At 65.6% G+C, this 21201-nt stretch carries 21 protein-coding genes and 1 riboswitch; of the genes, 13 read left to right on the plus strand and 8 right to left on the minus strand.

The genetic code is table 11. From position 1 onward, the window contains the following. Positions 1-27: 27 nt before the first annotated feature. From frr to HUN39_RS05610, 5 genes are all read right to left on the minus strand, one after another. Positions 28-588: a ribosome recycling factor gene (frr, locus tag HUN39_RS05590; RefSeq protein WP_175093491.1), complete on the minus strand. Its 561-nt coding sequence runs from the start codon at positions 586-588 to the stop codon at positions 28-30. Positions 589-759: 171 nt separating this feature from the next. Continuing rightward, positions 760-1488 (minus strand): UMP kinase, encoded by a 729-nt coding sequence (gene pyrH / locus HUN39_RS05595; RefSeq protein ID WP_175093492.1) that lies wholly within the window; start codon positions 1486-1488, stop codon positions 760-762. Between the two features lie 183 nt (positions 1489-1671). Then, a complete protein-coding gene (locus HUN39_RS05600; protein WP_232365935.1) occupies positions 1672-2661 on the minus strand; it encodes an SDR family oxidoreductase in 990 nt (329 codons plus the stop codon). 114 nt (positions 2662-2775) lie between these two features. Next, a complete protein-coding gene (gene tsf, locus HUN39_RS05605; RefSeq protein WP_175093493.1) occupies positions 2776-3702 on the minus strand; it encodes a translation elongation factor Ts in 927 nt (308 codons plus the stop codon). 89 nt (positions 3703-3791) lie between these two features. Continuing rightward, a complete protein-coding gene (locus HUN39_RS05610) occupies positions 3792-4844 on the minus strand; it encodes a 30S ribosomal protein S2 (protein ID WP_175093494.1) in 1053 nt (350 codons plus the stop codon). Positions 4845-5266: 422 nt separating this feature from the next. Between HUN39_RS05610 and HUN39_RS05615 the strand changes: the two genes are divergently transcribed. Beyond that, positions 5267-5458 (plus strand): hypothetical protein, encoded by a 192-nt coding sequence (locus tag HUN39_RS05615; RefSeq protein ID WP_123175284.1) that lies wholly within the window; start codon positions 5267-5269, stop codon positions 5456-5458. Between the two features lie 150 nt (positions 5459-5608). On the opposite strand, the gene HUN39_RS05620 is transcribed toward HUN39_RS05615, so the two are convergent. The 3 genes from HUN39_RS05620 to cobO form a co-directional block, all read right to left on the minus strand. Beyond that, positions 5609-6538 carry a DMT family transporter gene (locus HUN39_RS05620; RefSeq protein ID WP_175093495.1) on the minus strand — a complete coding sequence of 310 codons (930 nt, stop codon included), beginning with the start codon at positions 6536-6538 and terminating at the stop codon, positions 5609-5611. Beyond that, complete coding sequence (locus HUN39_RS05625; protein WP_175093496.1) at positions 6535-7578, minus strand: sterol desaturase family protein; 1044 nt, start codon at positions 7576-7578, stop codon at positions 6535-6537. Before HUN39_RS05625 ends, HUN39_RS05620 begins: the two co-directional genes overlap by 4 nt. Before the next feature lie 184 nt (positions 7579-7762). Next, the gene (cobO, locus tag HUN39_RS05630) at positions 7763-8383 is read right to left on the minus strand and encodes a cob(I)yrinic acid a,c-diamide adenosyltransferase (protein ID WP_175093730.1); all 621 of its coding nucleotides are present in this window, start codon (positions 8381-8383) and stop codon (positions 7763-7765) included. A gap of 48 nt (positions 8384-8431) precedes the next feature. After that, positions 8432-8627, plus strand: a riboswitch (cobalamin riboswitch). Between the two features lie 51 nt (positions 8628-8678). On the opposite strand from cobO, the gene HUN39_RS05635 reads away from it, so the two are divergent. From HUN39_RS05635 to HUN39_RS05690, 12 genes are read left to right on the plus strand one after another with little or no spacing between them, the layout of a single operon-like run. Beyond that, positions 8679-8864 carry a CbtB domain-containing protein gene (locus HUN39_RS05635; protein WP_175093497.1) on the plus strand — a complete coding sequence of 62 codons (186 nt, stop codon included), beginning with the start codon at positions 8679-8681 and terminating at the stop codon, positions 8862-8864. Between the two features lie 12 nt (positions 8865-8876). Continuing rightward, positions 8877-9539: a CbtA family protein gene (locus HUN39_RS05640; protein ID WP_175093498.1), complete on the plus strand. Its 663-nt coding sequence runs from the start codon at positions 8877-8879 to the stop codon at positions 9537-9539. Further along, positions 9536-10567: a cobalamin biosynthesis protein CobW gene (cobW, locus tag HUN39_RS05645; RefSeq protein ID WP_175093499.1), complete on the plus strand. Its 1032-nt coding sequence runs from the start codon at positions 9536-9538 to the stop codon at positions 10565-10567. Before HUN39_RS05640 ends, cobW begins: the two co-directional genes overlap by 4 nt. Positions 10568-10573: 6 nt before the next feature. Further along, entirely contained in the window at positions 10574-13990 is a 3417-nt protein-coding gene (gene cobN / locus HUN39_RS05650; protein WP_175093500.1) for a cobaltochelatase subunit CobN, read from the plus strand. After that, positions 13974-15254, plus strand: a complete 1281-nt coding sequence (cobG, locus tag HUN39_RS05655) for a precorrin-3B synthase (RefSeq protein ID WP_175093501.1) — start codon at positions 13974-13976, stop codon at positions 15252-15254. Before cobN ends, cobG begins: the two co-directional genes overlap by 17 nt. After that, on the plus strand, positions 15251-15883 hold the full coding sequence (locus HUN39_RS05660; protein WP_175093502.1) for a precorrin-8X methylmutase: 633 nt from the start codon (positions 15251-15253) through the stop codon (positions 15881-15883). The genes cobG and HUN39_RS05660 overlap by 4 nt, the downstream gene beginning before the upstream one ends. Then, positions 15880-16644 (plus strand): precorrin-2 C(20)-methyltransferase, encoded by a 765-nt coding sequence (locus HUN39_RS05665; protein WP_175093503.1) that lies wholly within the window; start codon positions 15880-15882, stop codon positions 16642-16644. Before HUN39_RS05660 ends, HUN39_RS05665 begins: the two co-directional genes overlap by 4 nt. After that, positions 16641-17393: a precorrin-3B C(17)-methyltransferase gene (cobJ, locus tag HUN39_RS05670; protein WP_175093504.1), complete on the plus strand. Its 753-nt coding sequence runs from the start codon at positions 16641-16643 to the stop codon at positions 17391-17393. The genes HUN39_RS05665 and cobJ overlap by 4 nt, the downstream gene beginning before the upstream one ends. Further along, the gene (gene cbiE, locus HUN39_RS05675; RefSeq protein WP_175093505.1) at positions 17390-18592 is read left to right on the plus strand and encodes a precorrin-6y C5,15-methyltransferase (decarboxylating) subunit CbiE; all 1203 of its coding nucleotides are present in this window, start codon (positions 17390-17392) and stop codon (positions 18590-18592) included. The genes cobJ and cbiE overlap by 4 nt, the downstream gene beginning before the upstream one ends. Further along, a complete protein-coding gene (locus HUN39_RS05680) occupies positions 18571-18987 on the plus strand; it encodes a cobalamin biosynthesis protein (RefSeq protein WP_175093506.1) in 417 nt (138 codons plus the stop codon). Before cbiE ends, HUN39_RS05680 begins: the two co-directional genes overlap by 22 nt. Next, positions 18984-19748 (plus strand): precorrin-4 C(11)-methyltransferase, encoded by a 765-nt coding sequence (gene cobM / locus HUN39_RS05685; protein ID WP_175093507.1) that lies wholly within the window; start codon positions 18984-18986, stop codon positions 19746-19748. Before HUN39_RS05680 ends, cobM begins: the two co-directional genes overlap by 4 nt. Beyond that, the gene (locus HUN39_RS05690) at positions 19745-21157 is read left to right on the plus strand and encodes a cobyrinate a,c-diamide synthase (protein WP_175093508.1); all 1413 of its coding nucleotides are present in this window, start codon (positions 19745-19747) and stop codon (positions 21155-21157) included. The genes cobM and HUN39_RS05690 overlap by 4 nt, the downstream gene beginning before the upstream one ends. Positions 21158-21201: the final 44 nt, after the last annotated feature.

Here is a 21201-nt window from a genome sequence, read left to right on the forward strand (position 1 = left end):
ACCTGCGCCGGACGACGCCGCAGCTTCCTAGACCTGCATAATTTCCTTTTCCTTGGCGGCGAGCGCGGCGTCGATCTCCTTCACCGTCTCGTCCGTCGCCTTCTGCACCTCTTGTTCGTGGCGCTTCTCGTCGTCCTCGGGAATCGCGTGATCCTTTAGCAACTTCTTGAGAATGTCGAGGCCGTCGCGGCGCACGTGGCGCACGGAGACCCGCGCCTCCTCGGCGTATTTATGCGCGACCTTGACGAGTTCCTTGCGGCGCTGCTCGTTCAGCTCCGGCATGCGGATGCGCAAATTTTGACCTTCCACCGTCGGCTGAAGACCGAGATTGGCCTCGCGGATCGCCTTGTCGACGGCGATGACCAACGCCTTGTCCCATACCTGCACCGAAAGAAGGCGCGGCTCGGGCACGCTGACGGTGGCGACCTGATTGAGCGGCGAAACCTGCCCATAAGCTTCAACATGAATCGGATCGAGCAAGCTCGTCGAGGCGCGTCCCGTGCGAAGCCCGCCGAATTCGTGCTTGAGCGTCGCGACCGCGCCCTGCATGCGGCGCTTCATATCCTCAAGGTCAAAAGTTTCCGCCATGTGCACAACCTGTCTTTGATCTGTCGCCGCTCTCACGAACTCTCGCGCGGCTCGGCTTCTTATAATTTCGAACGTGGCGTGGCAAAAAGGCGCACGCCGCCGCCTTCGCCGGCGCTCCGGCTCCGCGGCGCAAGATTTATTGCACGATTTATCGTCGGGCGCGAAAGGGTCTTACGGCGCAACGAGGGTGGCGCGCGCCCGACCGGAAAGCGCCCCGTCGATGGCGCCGGCCTCGGCGATCGAAAAGACGAGAATCGGGATCTTGTTCTCGCGGGCGAGCGCGAAGGCCGCCGTATCCATCACCGCCAGATTTTTGGCGATCGCCTCGTCATGGGTCAAACGGTCGTAGCGCTCCGCGGTGGGATCGCGCTTGGGATCGGCGGTGTAGACGCCGTCGACCTGAGTGGCTTTGAGCACCGCGTCGGCGGAGAGCTCCGCGGCGCGCAACACCGCGCCGGTGTCCGTGGTGAAGAAGGGATTGCCGGTGCCTCCGGCCGCGATGACGACGCGGCCCTTGGCCAGATGATGCAGGGCGGCGCGGCGCGAAAAGGATTCGCATATGGACGGCATCGAGACCGCTGACAGGCAGCGCGCCTGCCGCCCCTGCCCTTCGACCGCCTGCTCCAGCGCCAAACCGTTCATCACCGTCGCCAGCATGCCGATCGAATCGGCGCGCGCGCGCTCGATGCCGGTTTCGGCGCCCTTGATGCCGCGAAAGAAATTGCCGCCGCCGACGACGACGGCGATCTCATGTCCCGCCGCCGCGGCGGTCGCGAGGTCGGCGGCGATTCGGGCGATCGTGACGGCGTCGAGACCATGCGGCGCCGAACCCTGCAGGGCTTCCCCGGACAGCTTGACGACCACACGCTTGAATCGTCGCGTCGACGTGAGGTCGGACATGAGGCGGATCTCGCTGACTGAGGCGGGGCGCGTTCTTCATACGGAGGCCACGCGGCGCCGGCAAGTGAGGCGCGTCACCCAAGCTTTGGATGAGGCCACCGGAGCGCGCCAGGGGAGCCGCCGACGCACGCGATTGCAATCGAACCGCCACGCGTCGGTCGGGGCATTATTCACGACGCTTGATTACGGCCCGACTTCGCCGCCCGTCGCGCCAAACACCTGTCCCGTCGCGAAACTCGCTTCGCTGGAGGCGAGCAGAACATAAAGCGGCGCGATTTCCGCCGGCTGTCCCGGGCGCCCCAGCGGCTTGTCGGCGCCAAATTCGGCGAGGTGATCGGGAAATTGTCCGCCGCTCGGCTGCAACGCCGTCCAGAAGGGGCCCGGCGCAACGGCGTTGACCCTGATGCCTTTGTCGGCGAGCTGCTTCGCCAGACATCTGGTGAAATTGAGAATGGCGGCCTTGGTCGCGGAATAATCCAGAAGCTGCGGCGAAGGATCGAAAGCGACGATCGAGCTCGTATTGATGATCGACGATCCCGGCTGGAGATGCGGAAGCGCGGCTTTGGTGATCCAGAACAGCGCGTAAAGATTGGTTCGAAACGTCCAGTCGAGATCCTCGGTCGTAAGGTCGAGGATCGATTTGCACGCATGCTGGCGCGCGGCGTTGTTGACGAGAATATCCAGGCCGCCGAGATCGCGCGCCGCATCGTCGACGAGCTTGCGGCAAAATTCTTCGTCGCGAATGTCGCCCGGGAGCGCCACCGCATTGACGTCGGCCTCGCCCATGAGGTCCATGACCTCCTTCGCGTCCGCTTCCTCCTCCGGCAGATAATTGATCGCGACATCGGCGCCTTCGCGCGCAAAAGCGATCGCCGCGGCGCGGCCAATGCCGCTGTCGCCGCCGGTGATGAGCGCCTTGCGGCCAAGGAGACGCCCCGAGCCTCGGTAGCTTTCCTCGCCATGATCGGGACGCGGCGTCATGAGGCCGGCGAGACCCGGCCAGGGCTGGGTCTGCTTCTCGAAGGGCGGCCTGGGATAGAGCTCGCGCGGATCGCGCAGTTCCCGCGCGGATGGCGCATCGTCAAAGCCGAGCACGGAGGTCGCGGCGTCGATCGCGCGCTCAACGCGCGGTCCGCGAATCGTTGCGTCGGCGGCGGTCTTCTTGGCGCGCATGTGCGGCTCCCTCTGCTCGATCTTCGCCCTGCGACGAAAACCAACATCCGGAGCCTAAACGCCGCCCGCCGGCGATTGTTTCGCGCGGGCGACGCTTTGCGTTAGAGGCGGGCGTCAGCCCTTCGCGGCGGCCGCGACCTCGGCGGCGAAGTCGCTCGTCTGTTTCTCAATGCCTTCGCCGAGCGCGTAGCGCACGAAGCCCTTGATGGCGATCGGCGCGCCGGCCTTGCCTTCGATCTCCTTGACCGCCTGGGCGACGCTCTTGCCGCCGTGGTCAGGATGGTTCGAGACCTGATCGAGCATGCAGACCTCCTTGGCGTAGGTCTTGATGCCAGAGTCGATGATCTTCTGCAGCACGTTTTCCGGCTTGCCGGCGTTCTTCTCGGCAAGCAGCTTCTTCTCACGCTCGACCGTCGCCGGGTCGAGGCCCGAGGCGTCAAGCGCCAGCGGATTGGCCGAGGCGACATGCATCGCGAGCTGGCGCGCGAGCGTCGCCAGCACGTCCTTGTCGCCCTTCGATTCGAGCACGACGATCACCGCGATCTTGCCCTGGCCGTCGACGACCTGCGCATGCACGTAACGGCCGACGACGCCCTCGCCGACGCTGAGCGCGGCGGCGCGGCGCAGCGTCAGGTTCTCGCCGATGCCGGCGATCGCATTGGTGATCGCCTCGCTCACCGTTCCGCCGCCGGGATAGGCTTCCTTGCCGAGCGCCTCGACGTTGCTCGCGCCGCTCTTTAAGGCGACTTCGGCGATGTTCTTCACAAGCGTCTGGAAATCGGCGTTGCGGGCGACGAAGTCCGTTTCCGAATTCACCTCGACGACGACGCCCGAATTCCCCGAGACGAGCGCGGCGACAAGCCCTTCGGCGGCGACGCGATCGGCTTTCTTCGCGGCCTTGGAGAGGCCCTTCTTGCGCAGCCAGTCGACCGCCGCTTCGAACTCGCCGTCCGTCTGTGTGAGCGCCGCCTTACAATCCATCATGCCCGCGCCGGTGCTCTCGCGCAGTTCCTTCACAAGGGCGGCGGTGATCGTAGCCATGGCTGAAATTCCTTCTTAAGGGAGTCATGCGACGACGCCGGCCCACTGGACCGGCGCGCGCGTCTTAAGCATTGGACTTGACGGATTGATCAGGCTGCGAGGAGCGCCTTCGCCTGATCGACCCAGCCGTCGCGCGCAATGCGGCCGTTCAGCTTCAATTCGCCGTCGAGTTTTTCGACGTCCGCCGGAGTCATCGCGGCAAGCTGCCAATAGTGGTAGACGCCGGCGTCGTTCATCTTTTTGACGAGCTGCGGGCCGACGCCGTGCAACTTGGCGAGATCGTCCGGAGCGCCGCGCGGCGCCGACAGCAATTCGAAGGCCTCGACAGGCGTATCTGCTTCCGCGCCGGCGACCTCGGCGGGACGCAAATCTTCGCGGACCACCGGGCGCGCCTCGAGGGCGGGCTCAAGCGCCGGCGACTCATCGGCGCCGATATCGATCCCCACCGAGCCCTGGCTGCGCGAAATGCCGTCGATGGCGGCTCTCGCCACGAGATCGCAGTAGAGCGCGATGGCGCGGCCCGCGTCGTCATTGCCTGGGATCGGATGGGTGACGCCGTCCGGATCGCAATTGGTGTCGAGCACGGCGACGACGGGAATCTTGAGGCGATTCGCCTCCTTGATCGCGAGCTGCTCTTTGTTGGTGTCGATCACGAAGATCAAATCCGGCGTGCCGCCCATATCCTTGATGCCGCCGAGCGCCTTTTCGAGCTTGTCGCGCTCGCGGGTCAGCAGCAGGCGCTCTTTCTTGGTGATGCCCGATGCGCCGGCTGAAAGCTGCTCGTCGAGCTTGCGCAGACGGGTGATCGATCCGGAAATCGTCTTCCAATTGGTGAGCGTGCCGCCCAACCAGCGGGAATTGATGTAATATTGAGCGCTCCGCTTGGCGGCGTCGGCGATCTGCTCCTGCGCCTGGCGCTTGGTGCCCACGAACAGCACGCGTCCGCCTTTGGAGACAGTGTCCGAAATCGTCTTCAGCGCCTGATGGAGCAGCGGCACCGTCTGGGCGAGATCGATGATGTGGATGTTGTTGCGGGCGCCAAAGATAAAAGGCGCCATCTTCGGGTTCCAGCGATGCGACTGATGGCCGAAGTGAGCGCCGGCCTCCAGGAGGCCGCGCATGGTGAAATCGGGCAGAGCCATAGTGTCTTTTCTCCGGTTGAACCTCGGCGAGAGATGAAAGAGGCCGGAGAGCCGGCCACCGGAGCGACGTCTTGAGGCAGACGCCGCGTAACCCTCGCCTGTGGAATGGCGCGCTTATAGGCGATGCGCCTACGTCCGGCAAGGGCCGCCGCCGACCAGCGCGCGCGGACGCTTTAGCCGTTAGATGCATGGCTGGCGCATCGGCGTTCGAAGGGAACGCGAGGACAGGAAATGCGCTTAATTTTTTGCAACGTCCGCGACCTCTTGTCGCATGTTAACGTATTGAATTTCAAAAGTAATATTGCTTTTTTGACGGAGCTTTGAGCCCCCGCAAGAGCGCATTGCCATCCGATCGGAAACAAGCTAGGCTCCCTCTCGATGCGGCAAGCATTCACGTAAAATCAAGAACAGGGGGAAAACGCATGGCCGTCAACGTTCACAATACCGGCGATATCGGCAAGATGCTGCTTTGGATCGCCGCCTTCGTCGCGTTCGTCGTCGTCGCTCTGACCTGGGTTCCGGACTGGATTTCTCCCGAAGGAACCAACGGCACGGGCAACCGCGGCGGCATCCAGGGCGAAGGCGTTGGCTCTACCGCCCGCATGATCCAGTAAAACATACCCCTGCCGAAAAGACTCGCCGGGCGCGCAAGCTCCCGGCCCTTGTCTTTCTGGCGGGTGATCGGCCGGTTACCGCGCAGATCATTTTGGAGCCGACGTTCTCGACGTGATCGAGCGTCGGCTTCCACTTTTTCGGAACCTGCTCTAACGCGCCCGACTCCACACTTGCGCCAACCAAGTCCAATATTGCGTCAGCCAAATATTTTGCGCGGCCGGTCCAGCTTCGACGAGCACGGCGCTGAGCAAGATGAGCAACCCGCCCAGCATCGCAGGCCCGGTGAGACGCTCGGACAGCAGGATGACGCCCGACAAGGCTGCGAAAACGCTCTCCAGCGACATGATGAGCGCGGCTTCGGCCGCTGGCGTGTAGTTGAGCGCCACGATTTGAAGCGTGAAGGCGATCCCCCCGGAGCACAGCCCCGCATAGAGAATCGACGGCAGGGCCGCGGTCAGGCCATCGAGCGAAAAAGGCTCGCCGCCCAGGCCCACGACAGTTCCAAGAACGCCGATGACGCCGAACTGCGCGAAAGCCAAAAAATACGGCCGGTTGGCGCGAGCGAGAAAGGTCGGAACGAGACTGATCCCGGCGGCCCACGCAATATCCGCAATTAAAACCAAGGCGTCTCCCGACGTCCAACTCTGGAGCTGCGCGCTGTCCGTCAGAAGCCAAGCGCCGACGATGGACCCCAGGCCCGCGACGAGGACGACCTGCCGGGGTCTTACGCCGGTCTGCGCAAAGACGAACACTGGAACGAGCACGACATATAGCGCCGTGAGAAATCCGCCGTTTGTGGCCGTCGTCGTGGCAAGGCCGACTTGCTGCAAAGCCGCGGCGACGAAGACGCAAAAGCCGATCAGGCCTGCGAGAGGCAAATCGCCCTTTTTCAGCGGAGAGCCGCTGCGACGGGCTTCATAGAGCGCCAACGGCGCCAGCGCGACGCACGACAGGAGAAAACGGACGCCGACGAAGGTGACGGGACCCATAAGCTCGCCGGCGTTTTTTTGCGCGATAAAGGCCGTCCCCCAGATAAACGCCGCCAGCACCAGCAGCAGATCGGCGCGAATACGGCTCATAATATGCCTGTGCTCTTTAGCCTTTGACGGCGCTGCTCCAGTCGCTCGGTCCCTGCATTCCACGCATCGGCGAGCGCGCGCCAGAGCGCGAGGGCAGCTCTATAAATCGGGGTCGCCAATAGTCCGAGCGACGAATGCGGGTCCGCGGCGTCTTCCTCGACCCCGTATTTCAGGCGCGGGTTCTTGGTCGAAGGCATCTCGAGCGATCCGAACATCCAGTCCCAAATGGCGAGAACGCTGCCGAAGTTGCGATTGAAGTGCTGCGGATCTGTCGAATGATGGATCTGGTGATGCGCGGGGCTTAGGACGATTTGTCCCAAAATCCCGCGAAAGGGAATCCAGAATTGCGAATGTTGAAGATGCCCGATCGTCCAAAGGAAGAAGATGAAAAGGATGTTCTTCCCGTCGACCGTGAAGGATTCTGTGGTTCGCCCAAAGACCCACGCCAATATGCCTGACGCGCCGCCAATGAACGTCGCGAGCATGTAGCCGAAAATGATGTTGTCGATCGGATGATTGCGAAAGTTCGTCACCGGGGTAAGCACCTCGGCGGTGTGATGCACCTTGTGGAACTCCCACAAAAACGGAATTCGATGCTTAAGGTAGTGATCGACCCAATAGCCGATCTCATAGGCCAAAAAGAGCACGGCGGTAGAGAAGAGCTTTATCGAAAGGTCACAGCAAGAGACCGGCGCAATCGCGCCAAATGAATTGCGCAGCGCGGCGCTCACGAGCGTCGCGACGGCATTCGACGATATGACGAGCGCGCCCACCACGACCGGCATGAGAACGACGCTCAGGATGAAGAGCTTGACGTCCGCGGCAAACGATTTGGACAGCAGGAGTCTCTTGTCGAAGATTGCCCGCGCGATGGCCCGCGGGTTGACGCGCCCCCGGCGCATCTTGCGCTGATAGGCCAGCGCGACAACGGCGATGAGAAACGTCGTCGCCAGGGAATAGACCGAAAAAATCGATCCCGCCGAAAACAGTTCGTTGGAGATCTTCGCAGCGGAAAAGCGGAGCGCGCCGTAAACGTCCATCGAGCTTTCGGGTCCAGATGATGTTGAGAGTTCAGCCTAGGACTGACGCGCCTCGGGATGCCTGCTCGCGTCGCTGGCGCGCGTCCCTGTCCGCCACGGGCTTGCCTGCCTGCAAAGCGTATTCTCTACGCGAGCCGCTGCCAAGAGCGATATGCCGGCGGGCCTTCAGAGCATAGGTTCCGGATTAGAATTCGATTCCCTCCTGCGCTTTGACGCCGGCGCCGAAATGGTGCTTGACCAGGGTCATCTCGGTGACGAGATCGGCTGCGGCGATGAGCTCCGCCTTGGCGTTGCGTCCGGTCACGACGACGTTGAGATCGTCGCGGCGCGCGGCGAACGCACCCAGCACCTCCTCCAGCGGCAAATGCTCATAGCGCAGCGAAATGTTCAATTCGTCGAGCACCAGCAAGCGGATCTCATGGTCGTCCATCAGTTCGCGCGCCTTCTCCCAGGCGCGCCGCGCCGCCGCTTCGTCGCGCGCGCGGTCCTGGGTCTCCCAGGTGAAGCCTTCGCCAAGCGTATGCCAGGCGACTTGACCGAGCTCTTGGCCAAGCTTTTCGAGCATGTTGCGCTCGCCGGTGCGCCACTGGCCCTTGCCGAACTGAACAACGCCGATCTTCCAGCCATGGCCGAGAGCGCGCAGCGCCAGCCCAAAGGCCGCCGTCGACTTGCCCTTGCCGGCGCCGGTGTGGACCATCAGCAGGCCTTTGCGGGCGACCGTCTTGCCGGCGACCTCGGCGTCCTGAACCGCCTTGCGCTTTTCCATTTTGAGGCGATGGCGGCGCGCCTCGTCTTCTTCGTTCATCTCGGTCACAGGCGCTCCTCGGCCGGTTTGACGGAAGCATGAGCCGCGCATATGACTAGTCGGGACGGTCCTTCGCAAGAAGTGAAAAGGGAACGCGGCGCGGGCATTACGCCCCTATCCGCGGCTGCCCCCGCAACTGTAGCCGGCAAGGTCCGCGCCATCTGCCACTGAGCGTGAGGCTTGGGAAGGCGGCGCGGTCCGACGACCCGGGAGCCAGGAGACCTGCCGTCAGGGCGATCATTTTGCATCGCCGCGCACATCGCATCGCCGCCGGTGGGGCGGCAGGGAGACCGATATGAACGCCAAATCATCCGCCACCGCCGCCGCCCTCCCCTCTTCGAGACTTGAGGCGCTGAAGGCCGCCTTTGTTGCGCTCACTCTCGGCTTCGGACTCGTTTGGCTCGCGGGCTTCGCCTATCCAGAAAGCGTCCATGACGCGGCGCATGACACGCGCCACGCGCTCTCCTTTCCCTGTCACTAGGCCACAACGCGCTTGATCGCGCGCGTTTTGACGACCGGCCTGATCGCCGGCCTTGTCGCCGGGCTTGCGGTCGCGGCCCTGCAGCACTTCACCACGACGCCGCTGATCCTCGCCGCCGAGGTATATGAGGCGGCGCAGCATGCGCATGACGGCGCCGACGCGGGCGCGGCGTTTTCAGGTCTGAGCCGCACGGCGGCGACCAGCGCCGCAACGATCGCCGTCTCGATCGGCTATGCGCTCATATTGCTCGCCGCGATGCTTCTCTCTGGCGACGCCATCGCGCCGCGCCGCGCCGCCCTGTGGGGCGCCTGCGCCTTCGCCGCGACCGGGCTCGCGACGAGTCTTGGCCTCGCGCCGCAGCTTCCCGGCATGGCGGAAACCGAACTCGCCGCGCGTCAAATCTGGTGGCTCGCGACCGCGCTGTCCACCGGCGCCGGACTGTTTGCCCTGTTGCGGCTTGACTCGACGGCGGCAAAGATCGTCGCCGTCGCGCTGATCGTCGCGCCGCATTTCTTCGCGCCGCAGCCCGCGACGCCCGAGAGCACGGCGCCGGCGGAGCTCGCCGCGCGCTTCGCGGCCGCCTCGCTCGCCGTTCAGGCGATCAGCTGGGCGCTTGCCGGCGCGCTTGCCGGTCTCGTCTGGCGACTCCAGTCGCGCCAACAGGAACTTTCATGAGCGCCAAAATTCCTGCAACGATCGTCACCGGCTTCCTCGGCGCGGGAAAGACGACGCTCATTCGTCATGTGCTCGAGAACGCCAAGGGTCGGCGCCTCGCGCTCGTCATCAATGAATTCGGCGACGTCGGCGTCGACGGCGAAATCCTGCGCGCCTGCGGCGTCGAAAATTGCCCGGAAGAGAACATCGTCGAACTCGCGAACGGCTGTCTGTGCTGCACCGTCGCCGACGATTTCATCCCGGCGATCGAAGCGCTGCTCGCGCATGAAAAGCGTCCCGATCACATCATCATTGAAACTTCGGGACTGGCGCTGCCCAAACCGCTCGTCAAGGCGTTTGATTGGCCGGCGATCCGCTCGAAGCTGACTGTCGACGGCGTCATCGCCGTCATCGACGGCAAGGCCGTGGCGGAGGGCCGTTTCGCCGATGATCTCGATGCGATCGCCAAGGAGCGCGAAGACACGCAGACGATCGATCACGACAATCCGCTTGAAGAGGTGTTCGAAGATCAGCTCGCCTGCGCCGATCTCATCGTCCTCAACAAGACCGATCTGCTGGGCGCCGATGAAGAACGCGACGTCGCAAACCGTTTGGCGTTAGGCGCCCGGAAATCGGCGAAGATCGTGCGCGCCAGCGGAGGGCGCGTCGATCCACTCGTGCTGCTCGGCCTTTCGGCGGCGGCGGAGGATGATCTGGCGAACCGTCCGTCGCATCATGACGCCGAGCCCGGACACGACCATGACGACTTCGACAGTTTCGTCGTGTCGCTCTCGGCCGTCGCCGATCCGGCGGCGCTGGTTGCGCGACTCGCCGAAGCGGCGCGCGCGCATGACGTGCTGCGCATCAAGGGATTCGTTGAAGTCGTCGGCAAGCCGATGCGCCTGCTCGTGCAAGGCGTCGGCGCGCGCATCGAACATCACTTCGATCGGGCGTGGAAGCCCGATGAGCAGCGCATGAGTCGCGTCGTGATCATCGGCGAGAAAGGCCTCAATCGCGACGCGGTTATCGCGACGCTGGCGCAGCCGTGATACGCCATGCATCTTCTCCCGCGCGATCTCCATAATCTCGACGACGCCGGCGCCGCCGTCGATCTTGGACAATCTCCTGCGGAGATCGTGTTTCTGTCCTTTTCGGATTCCGAGCTGCGGCTGCTGGCGCGGCTTTATGAGCAAAGCGGCGCGACCCTCCCGAGCTTTCGCTGCGCGTCGCTTGCGCAATTGAAGCACCCCTACTCCGTCGATCTCTATCTTGACACTGTGGCGCGACATGCGCGGCTGATCGTCGTGCGGCTGCTCGGCGGCAAAGACTATTGGCCCTATGGCGTCGAGCAACTCGAGGCGCTTGCGCGCGCGAAGGGAATCGCCCTCGCGATCGCGCCCGGCGACGCCCATGACGACGCGCGCCTGCAGCACGCTTCAACGCTCGATACAGAGACTCTCAATCGAATCTGGCGGTTCTTTCAGGACGGCGGTCCCGACAATCTGCGTTCGTTTCTCGGTTACGCATCGACTCACGTCGGCCATCCGGCGCCGTGGCGGGAAAGCGTTCCCGTCGCCAACGCCGGGCGATTGGAGGCCGCTTGCCGCGCCAGCGGGGCCTTGCGCGCGACGATCGTCTTCTATCGCGCCATGTTCCTCGCCGACGACGTCGCGCCGATCATCGCGCTCTCCGACGCGCTGGGCGAGCGGGGGTTCGCGGTCGAGGCGATTTATGTCGCAAGCCTAAAGGAAGCGGAGAGCGAAGCCTTCGTGTCGGGCGCGCTCGAATCTTTCGCGCCCGACGTCATCCTCAACGCCACCGCCTTTTCGGCGCGCCGCGATGCGGGAAGCGTGCTCGATTGCGCCGACGCGCCGGTGCTCCAGGTCGCTCTTGCCACCTCTTCGCGCGAAGCATGGGAAGCTTCGATGCGCGGCGCGAATGGCGCCGATCTCGCGATGAATGTCGTCTTGCCGGAAGTCGACGGGCGCATCTTCACGCGGGCGATTTCCTTCAAGGAAGAAGCGCCGCTGCGTCTTGCGGCGGAATTCAGCGAAACGCGCCACGCGCCCGAGCAATCGCGCATCGACTTCGTCGCGGACCTCACGTTGAACTGGGCGCGGCTACGCCGCAAACCCAATACGGAAAAAAGCCTCGCACTCATTCTTTCGGACTATCCGGCGCGGCGCGGCCGTGGCGGCTACGCCATCGGCCTCGATGCGGAAGCAAGCGTGCATGAGATCGTCTCGGCGCTGACCGATGCGGGATATGACGTTGGCGCAATCCCCACCTCCCCCTTGAGGGGGGAGGTCGCGTCGCGAAGCGACGCGGGAGGGGGTGACAAATTCGAGGATAATTCACCCCACCCCGGACTGCTGCGCAGTCCGACCCTCCCCATCAAGGGGAGGGTGATGCGCGCACTGGAAGATGGATATCAGGCTATCCGCTTCCCGCTCGCCGACTATCTGGCGCTGCTCCGGGCCCTCCCCGCATCTTTCGTCGCGAGCGTCAACGACGCCTGGGGTGCGCCGCAGATTGATCCTGCCGTCGTCGACGGCGCCTTCCGCTTTTCCTGTCTCGAAGCCGGCAAGCTCATCGTCGCGCTGCAGCTCGATCGCGGCGCGCGCACGGAGCGTTACGAGACCTATCACGACGTGCAGCGCCCGCCGCGTCACGCCTATGTCGGCTTCTATCTCTGGCTGCGGCATATGCGAAAGATCGACGCGCTCATTCATCTTGGCGCGCATGGCACGCTCGAATGGCTTCCCGGCAAATCGGTCATGCTGTCCGAGGCGTGCGCGCCGGAAGCCGTGTTAGGCCCGACGCCGCTCATCTATCCGTTCATCGTCAATGATCCCGGCGAAGCCGCGCAGGCGAAGCGCCGCACATGCGCCGTGACCATTGGTCATCTGACTCCGCCGCTCGTCGACGCGGAACTCTTCGACGCGGCGGCGAAAGTCGAAACGCTGCTCGACGAATATGCGACGGCAAGCGCGCTCGACGCGCGCCGCGCGCGACTCGTCGCCGGCGCCATCATCGACGAAGCCGAGCGCAGCGGTCTTGCAGCGGAATGCGGCGTCGCGCGCGAGATGGACATCGCCGAGACATTGACGCGCCTCGACGCCTGGATGTGCGACCTGAAGGACATGCGCATCGGCGACGGACTCCATATCTTCGGGCGCGCCCAGGAACATTCAATCGCCGATCCCGCGCGCGACGCCTGCGCGCGCGCCGAACGCGAGGCGCTCATCGCCGCGCTTGCGGGCCGCTTCATCGAGCCCGGTCCGGCCGGCGCGCCGTCGCGCGGGCGCGCAGACGTTCTGCCGACGGGACGCAATCTTTATTGCATCGATCCGCGCCATGCGCCCACACAAACGGCCTATGACATCGGTCGCCGCGCCGCCGCTGAGGTGATGACGCGCCATGCGCAACTGCATGGCGAATTCCCGCGCCACATCATGCTCGACCTGTGGGGAAGCGCGACGATCCGCACCGGCGGCGAGGATTTCGCGCAAGCGCTCGCGCTTCTCGGCGTCGCGCCGCGCTGGGACACGGCGAGCGCACGCGTCATCGGCTTCGAAATTCTGCCGCAGGCGCGGCTCGAGTTTCCGCGCGTCGACGTGACGCTGCAGGTTTCGGGGCTGTTTCGCGACATGTTCGGAAATCTCATTGCGTTGTTCGACGACGCCGTGCATGCGGTCGCCGCGCGCGATGAAGACGCTGAAATCAATCCGCTGAAAGCGGCAGACGATCTGCGCCGCGTCTTCGGCGCCGCCGACGGAACTTACGGCCTTGGCGTGAGCGATCGCGCGCTGCGCGGCAATTGGTCCGGCCGCGACGATCTTGCGCACGCCTATCTTTTCGCCGCAGGTCACGCCTTTGATCGCGCGGGTGAAAGCGACGAGGCCATCGCGGCGTTCAGCGCGCGCGTCGCTGACGCCGATGCGCATGTCCATGTGCAAGACATGGCGGAGGTCGACATTCTGATCGGACCCGCCTTCGCCGATTACGAAGGGGGCTTTGCCGCCGCCAACGCCATGCTTGGCGGAGACGCCGATTTGGTGCATATCGATGCGACGCGGCCGGAACGGTTACGGCCGCGCGCTCTGAAAGACGAAATCGCGCGCGTCCTGCGCATGCGGCTCGCCAATCCCCAATGGCTGCAAGGCCAGAAGCGGCACGGCCACCGCGGCGCCGGCGAAATCGCCGAGACGATAGACAATCTCTATGCTTTCGCCGCGACAAGCGGCCTCATTAGCGATGCGCAATTCGATCTCGCTTTTGACGCCACCTTAGGCGATGATGCGACACGCGATTTTCTCGCCATGGAAAATCCCCGCGCGCTCACCGCAATCGCTCGGGTTTTTAGCGAAGCGCTCGCGCGCGGCTTGTGGAATACGCAACGCAACAGCGTGCGCGGCGCCTTAAGCGATATCGAACGCCAAGAGGGAGGGCGTATTGCAGCCGAGGCCTGAGATCAAGGGCTGGTGTCCCGGAGCCTTCGCGCCGATGCCGAGCGGCGACGGTTTGCTGATCCGCGCCAAGGCGGTCGGCTCTCGCATGAGCGCGGCGCAGGCGCGCGAGATCGCGAGAATTGCGGACAACTGCGGCAATGGGCTCATCGATCTCTCGCAGCGCGCTCAACTGCAGCTGCGCGGGATCAGCGAAGCGACGATCGCCGAAGCCCTGCGCGGCCTCGAGGCGATCGGCATGCTCGCGCCCAGCGCCGACGCCGAACGCGTGACGAATGTCATCGCGTCGCCGCTCGCCGGCCTCGTCGCCGGCGCTTTCGACGCCAACGTCATGGCTGTGGAGCTTGCTGCGGAATTGCAGCGCGACGCGGCGCTGCGCGCGCTTCCGCCGAAATTTCTGTTTCTTCTGGATGATGGCGGCGCGCTGTCGCTTGCCGACGTCGAGGCCGACATTCGGATCGAAGCGATTGCAAAGGGCGACGTCGCAATTCGCATCGCCAGCGTTCCCAATCGCGCCGTAGTCGTCGCGACCGATGACGCGCTCGACGTGGCGTTGCGCTTTGCGCGCGCCTTCGTGGAGCTGCGCGACCGTCATGCAAATAGCTTCAGGCGCGTCCGCACGCTGGTCGAGGCGCTCGGCGCCGACGCGCTGCCACGCGCGGCCGGACTCGTCATGCGCGTCTCCAGGGAAGCGCCGGCGCCCGCGTCCCGCGCGCATATTTTTGGGGCGCAACGCTGCGGCGCCCTCGCTTTCGCCGGCGTCGGCGCGCCCTTCGGCCGCTGGCGCGCAGATGAACTCGCCGCCGTGGCCGATCTTGCACAAAGCGAAGGAACCAGCGAACTGCGCCTCACGCCGTGGCGCGCCTTGCTGATCGTCACGCCCGATAAAGACAACGCGCGACGCGTCGTCTCGCGCGCGCAAGACCACGACCTCATCACGTCGGCCGACGACAAGCGCCTCGCCGTCATCGCCTGTCCCGGCGCGCCGGAATGTCCGCAGGCGATCGCCGAGACGCGCGCGCATGCGATGGATCTCGCGCCGCTTGCGCAGATGATCGGCGGCGCTGACGGCGTTGGCCTTCATCTTTCGGGCTGCGCGAAAGGCTGCGCCCGGCAGAGCGCCTCGCCGATCACGCTGCTTGCCAACGCCGAAGGGTTCGATCTCATCGAGAACGCCGGCGCCGATGGCGCGCCGCGCTTCAGATCGCTGACATTCGAGGCCGTGATGCGCGAACTCTCCGCGCGCGCAAGCGGTAGGACGCAATGAGCCGCCGCTTCGACTATATCCACGAAGGCGCGCAGATTTACGCGCGCTCGTTTGCAACCATTCGCTCCGAGTCGAACCTCGCGCGTTTCACGCCCGAGCAGGAAAAGATCGCCGTGCGCATGATCCACGCCTGCGGTATGGTGGAGCTTTCCGACGACATCGAGTTCTCGCCGGATTTCGTTGCGGCGGCGCGCAACGCGCTGCAGAAGGGCGCGCCGATTCTATGCGACTCCAACATGGTCGCGCATGGCGTCACGCGTTCGCGTCTGCCGGCGGAGAACCAGGTGGTCTGCACGCTGCTCGAGCCGCGCGTGCCGGCGCTTGCCGCCGAGATCGGAACCACGCGCAGCGCCGCGGCGCTGGAGCTGTGGCGCAACCGGCTGGATGGCGCATTGGTCGCGATCGGCAATGCGCCCACCGCGCTGTTCCGTCTCCTCGAGATGATTGACGAAGGCGCGGCGCCTCCGGCCGCCATCATCGGCATGCCGGTCGGCTTTGTCGGCGCGGCGGAATCGAAGGACGCGCTGCGCGAATACGGCCGCGTTCCCTTCGTGATCGTGAAAGGCCGCAAAGGCGGCAGCGCCATGGCCGCCGCCGCCATAAATGCGCTGGCGAGCGAACAGGAATGAACGCGCTCGCCTCGACATCGCATGAAACCGTCGCGACGCTCGGCGCGCTGATCGGCGTCGGCCTCGGTCCTGGCGATCCGGAGCTTGTGACGGTGAAGGCCGCGCGCCTCATCGGCGCGGCGAACGTCGTCGCCTTCTTCGCCAAGCGCGGACGCGCAAGCCACGCGCGCGCGATCGCTGCGCCTTATCTCGCGCCGGGGTGCGAAGAGATCGCGCTGCTCTATCCAGTGACGACGGAGATTCCTTTCGATCAGCCGGAATATGTCTCGTCGCTTCAGCACTTCTACGAAGATTGCGTGACGCGCATTCGCGCCGTGCTCGAAGCCGGCCGCGACGTGACGCTGCTCTGCGAAGGCGATCCGCTGCTCTACGGCTCCTTCATGCATATGTTCGCACGGCTTGACACGCGCTTTCGCGTCGAGATTTGCGCCGGCGTCTCGGGCATGTCGGGGTGTTTCGCCGCGGCGCGCCAGCCGATGGCTTGGGGCGACGACATTCTCACCGTTCTGCCGGCGACGCTCGACGAAGACAGACTTGCGTCGCGCCTCGCCGAAACCGACGCCGCGGTGGTGATGAAGCTTGGCGGCAATTTCGCCAAGCTGCGCCGCGCGATGACTCGCGCCGGCGTCATCGATCGCGCGATCTATGTCGAACGCGGCGCGATGCCCGGCGAAAAGATCATGCGCTTCGCCGACAAGCGCGACGATGACGCGCCCTATTTCTCGATGGCGCTGGTGCCGGGGCGAGGCCGGCGCCCTTGAGCGGCGCGCTTGACATCGTCGGCCTTGGTCCGGCCGACGCGCGATGGCTGACTCACGAGGCGCAGGCGGCGCTCGATGAGGCGCAGGACATTATCGGTTATGCGCCTTACGTCGCGCGCGTTCCCGAGCGCGCAGGACAGACACGGCTTGCAAGCGACAACCGCGTCGAGATCGACCGCGCCCAAGAGGCGCTGGCGCGCGCCGCGCAGGGTCGCCGCGTAGCCGTCGTCTCCGGCGGCGATCCCGGCGTCTTCGCCATGGCCGCGGCGGTTTTCGAAGCGGTCGATTGCGGTCCGCGCGCGTGGCGCGATCTCGACATTCGCGTGCTGCCCGGCGTCTCGGCGATGCAGGCGGCGGCGGCGCGTCTCGGGGCGCCGCTCGGCCATGACTTTTGCGCGATCTCGCTGTCCGACAATCTCAAGCCGTGGGACGTCATCGCCAAGCGGCTGGAACATGCCGCGCAAGGCGACTTTGTCATCGCGCTATACAATCCGGCGTCGCGCGCGCGGCCGACGCGCATCAACGACGCCTTTGCGCTGCTGCGTCGTCATCTTCCCGGCGAGACTTTCGTCGGCCTTGCGAAATCCGTCGGCCGCGAGAATGAAGAGATCATTCTGACGCGACTTGATGAAGCCGAGGGCGACAAGGTCGATATGTCGACGCTTGTCGTGATCGGCGCCAGCGGCACGCGGCGCATCGCGCGCGAGGGCGCGCGCGACTGGGTCTATACGTCGCGGAAGGCGACATGAACGCGCCATGGCTGTCGCTGATCGGGCTGGGCGAAGACGGCGCCGACGCGCTGACGCCGGCGGCGTGGGCGCTCGTGGCGCAAGCCTCGCTGATCGTCGGCGGCGCGCGACATCTCGCGATGATCGACGCGCCGGCGGAGCGCCTGCAGTGGCCCTCGCTGCTCTCCGACGCATTGCCCAGAATTCTGGCGCAGCGCGGCAGGCCCACGGTGGTTCTCGCCTCAGGCGATCCCTTCTTCTACGGCGTCGGCGATCTCATCGCGCGCCATGTCGCGCGTGACGAGATTTTCTGCGTTCCGGCGCCATCAGCGTTTTCACTCGCGGCCGCGCGGCTCAAATGGAGCCTGCAGGATTGCGCGCTCCTCTCGCTGCACGGCCGCGCCTTTGAGCGTGTGACGCCGCATTTGCAGCCGCGCGCAAAGATCATTGCGCTCTCCTGGGACGAGACGACGCCGGCGCGCCTCGCGCGGCATCTCGCTCTGCGCGGCATGGGCGGATCGCGCGTCCATGTGCTTGAACGGCTCGGCGGTCCACATGAGCGCGTCCGCGACGCGCGCGCCGACGCCTTTGCGCTCAATGACATTGCGCCGCTCAATACGGTCGCCGTTGAAGTTGACGCCGGCGGAGACGCAATGGTCATTCCGCTGGCGCCGGGCCTCCCCGATGATTGGTTCGAGCATGACGGGCAGCTCACCAAGCGCGACATCCGCGCCGTGACGCTTTCGGCGCTCGCGCCGCGCAAGGGCGAATTGCTGTGGGACGTCGGCGCCGGCGCCGGCTCCGTCGCCATCGAATGGATGCTGAGCGATCCCGGAAACCGCGCCATCGCTATCGAGCGCGATGCGGCGCGCGCGGCGCGCATCGCGCGCAACGCGCTGTCGCTCGGCGTTCCGGATCTGCGCGTCGTCGCTGGCGAAGCGCCGCAAGCGCTCGCCGAACTCGATACGCCGCAGGCGATCTTCATCGGTGGCGGCGCCGATGCGGCGACGCTTGCCGCCGCGTGGGACGCGCTCCCTCGCTTGGGACGCATCGTCGCCAACGCCGTTACGATTGAGACTCAGTCGCTGCTCGCCGACGCCTATCGCGACAATGGCGGCGAGCTCATACATCTGCAGATAGCGCATGCGCGCCCGATCGGCCGCTTCCATGCGCTCGATCCAGCAATGGCGGTCACGCAATGGCGAGCGACAAAGAGATGAATGCCACATACGCCTTTGGGCTCGGCGCAAGGCGCGGCGTCGCCGCGAACGATATCGTCGAACTTGTGCGCCGCGTCGCGCAGACGCATAACGTCGATCTCAGCGAGGCGAGGCTCTACGCGCTTGAAAGCAAGGCGGAGGAAGCCGGGGTGCACGAGGCGGCGCGCAAACTTGGGCTCAAACTCGTCTTTTTGCCGCTCGCGGCGCTGCGCGCCCGCAAGGCGACGGCGGCGACGCATTCGCCGCGCGTGCAGGCGATGTTTGGAGTGGGCAGCGTCGCCGAAGCCGCGGCGCTTGTCGGCGCCGGACCAAACAGCCGCCTCGTCGCGCCGCGCCTGACGACGCCGGTCGCCGCCTGCGCTCTGGCGAAGCGCAGCGAAGAGAACAACTCATGACCGTGCATTTCATCGGCGCGGGCCCCGGCGCCGCCGATCTGCTCACCTTGCGCGGACGCGATCTCATCGCGCGATGTCCGGTGTGCCTATACGCCGGCTCGCTCGTGCCTGCCGGCGTGCTGGCGCATTGTCCGCCAGGCGCGCGCATCGTCGATACCGCGCCGCTGTCGCTCGACGCCATCATCGCAGAAATGCAGCAGGCGCATGACGCCGGTCTCGACGTCGCGCGGCTGCATTCGGGCGATCTCTCGATCTGGAGCGCGGTGGGAGAGCAGATGCGCCGCCTCGACGCGCTCGGCATTCCTTGCACAATGACGCCTGGCGTTCCCGCCTTCGCGGCGGCGAGCGCCGCCTTGAAGCGCGAACTCACACTGCCCGAAGTCGCGCAATCGCTGGTGCTGACGCGCACGTCGGGGCGCGCCTCGTCGATGCCTGAAAGCGAAAGGCTCGCGACATTCGCGCAGTCCGGCGCGACGCTCGCGATCCATCTCTCGATCCATGTTCTGGCGCGGGTCGTGGAGGAGCTGGCGCCCTATTATGGCGGCGGCTGTCCCGTGGCCCTCGTTTATCGCGCCTCATGGCCCGATGAGCGCGTCGTGCGCGGCACGCTCGCCGACATTGAAGGGCGCGCGGCCGAGACGCCGATGGAGCGCACCGCGCTTATTCTCGTCGGACCGGCGCTCGCGAGCGAAGATTTCCGCGAAAGCGCGCTTTACGACGCGGACTACGATCGGCGCTTTCGGCCGAGTGGCGAAAGGTGAACGCGCCTGGCCTGCTGATCGGCGCGGCGCGCTCCTCATCGGGCAAGACGACGCTGACGCTCGGCCTGATGCGCGCGCTGACGCGGCGCGGCTTGCGCGTCGCCCCGGTCAAATGCGGGCCGGACTATATCGACCCTGCCTTTCACGCGGCGGCGACCGGCCGCGCCGGCGTCAATCTCGATTCATGGGCGATGGATGCGGCGCTGATCGCGCGGCTCGCCGCGCGGGTGAGCGAAGGCGCGGACATCGTGGTCGCCGAAGGCGCGATGGGGCTCTTTGACGGCGCGCCCGACGGCGCGGCGGGAATCGGCGCCAGCGCCGACATCGCCGCCATGCTCGGCTGGCCGGTCGTGCTCGTTCATGACGTCTCCGGCCAAGGGCAGACGGCGGCGGCGATTGTTCGCGGCATCGCTGGACACGACGCGCGCGTAAAGGTCGCCGGCGTCGTATTGAACCGCGTCGGCTCCGAGCGTCATCGCAGACTCGCCGGCGAAGCGATCGAGGCGCTGGGCATCCCGGTGTTCGGCGCGCTGCCCCGCAACGAGGCGGTTTCCCTCCCCGAACGCCATCTGGGGTTGGTGCAGGCGGGCGAAACGGCAGGTCTCGACGGGCGTCTCGAGGCGCTCGCGGACTTCGTAGACGCGCATGTGGATATCGCGGCGATTGTCGCTTGCGCGACGATCGCCGCAACTGGCGATGTCATTCCCGACGCTTCGCGCAAGCGAAGCGATCGGGAATCCAGCATGACGCCAGACGCGCCTGTCGCGGCTCTGGATTCCCGATCGCCCGCTGCGCGGGCGTCGGGAATGACAAGCGTCGTGGCGCTTCCGCCGCCGGCCCAGCGCATCGCGGTGGCGCGCGACGACGCTTTCTCCTTCTTTTATCCGCATCTCGCGCAGAGCTGGCGCGACGCCGGCGCGGAGCTTTGCTTCTTCGCGCCGCTCGCCGACGAGGCGCCGCCCGAAGCTTGCGATCTCTGCTGGCTGCCGGGCGGCTATCCGGAGTTGCACGCCGGTCGGCTGTCGGCGGCGCAGTCCTTCATAAAGGGGTTGCGGCGTTTCGCTCGGAGAGGATGGCTCCACGGCGAATGCGGCGGCTACATGGTTCTCGGCCGCGCGCTGATCGACGCGGCGGGCGAGGCGCATGAAATGGCCGGACTGCTCGAACTGGAAACGAGCTTCGCCCAGCGGAAATTGCATCTCGGCTATCGGCAGGCGCAACTCGCGGCAGACCACCCGCTGGGCGCTGTCGGATTTCGACTGCGCGGCCATGAATTTCACTACGCGACGGTTCTTCGCGAAGAAGGCGCGCCCTTCGCGCTGGCGCGCGACGCCTATAGCGACGACGAACGCCCAGCCGGACTGGCGAGAAACGGCGTCTCCGGCTCGTTTTTCCACCTGATGGCATAAAAAAAGGGCCGCCGGACGAACCAGCGGCCCAAGTCAAGGGAGGA

The sequence above is a fragment of the Methylocystis silviterrae genome, from assembly GCF_013350005.1.
Taxonomy (GTDB): domain Bacteria; phylum Pseudomonadota; class Alphaproteobacteria; order Rhizobiales; family Beijerinckiaceae; genus Methylocystis; species Methylocystis silviterrae.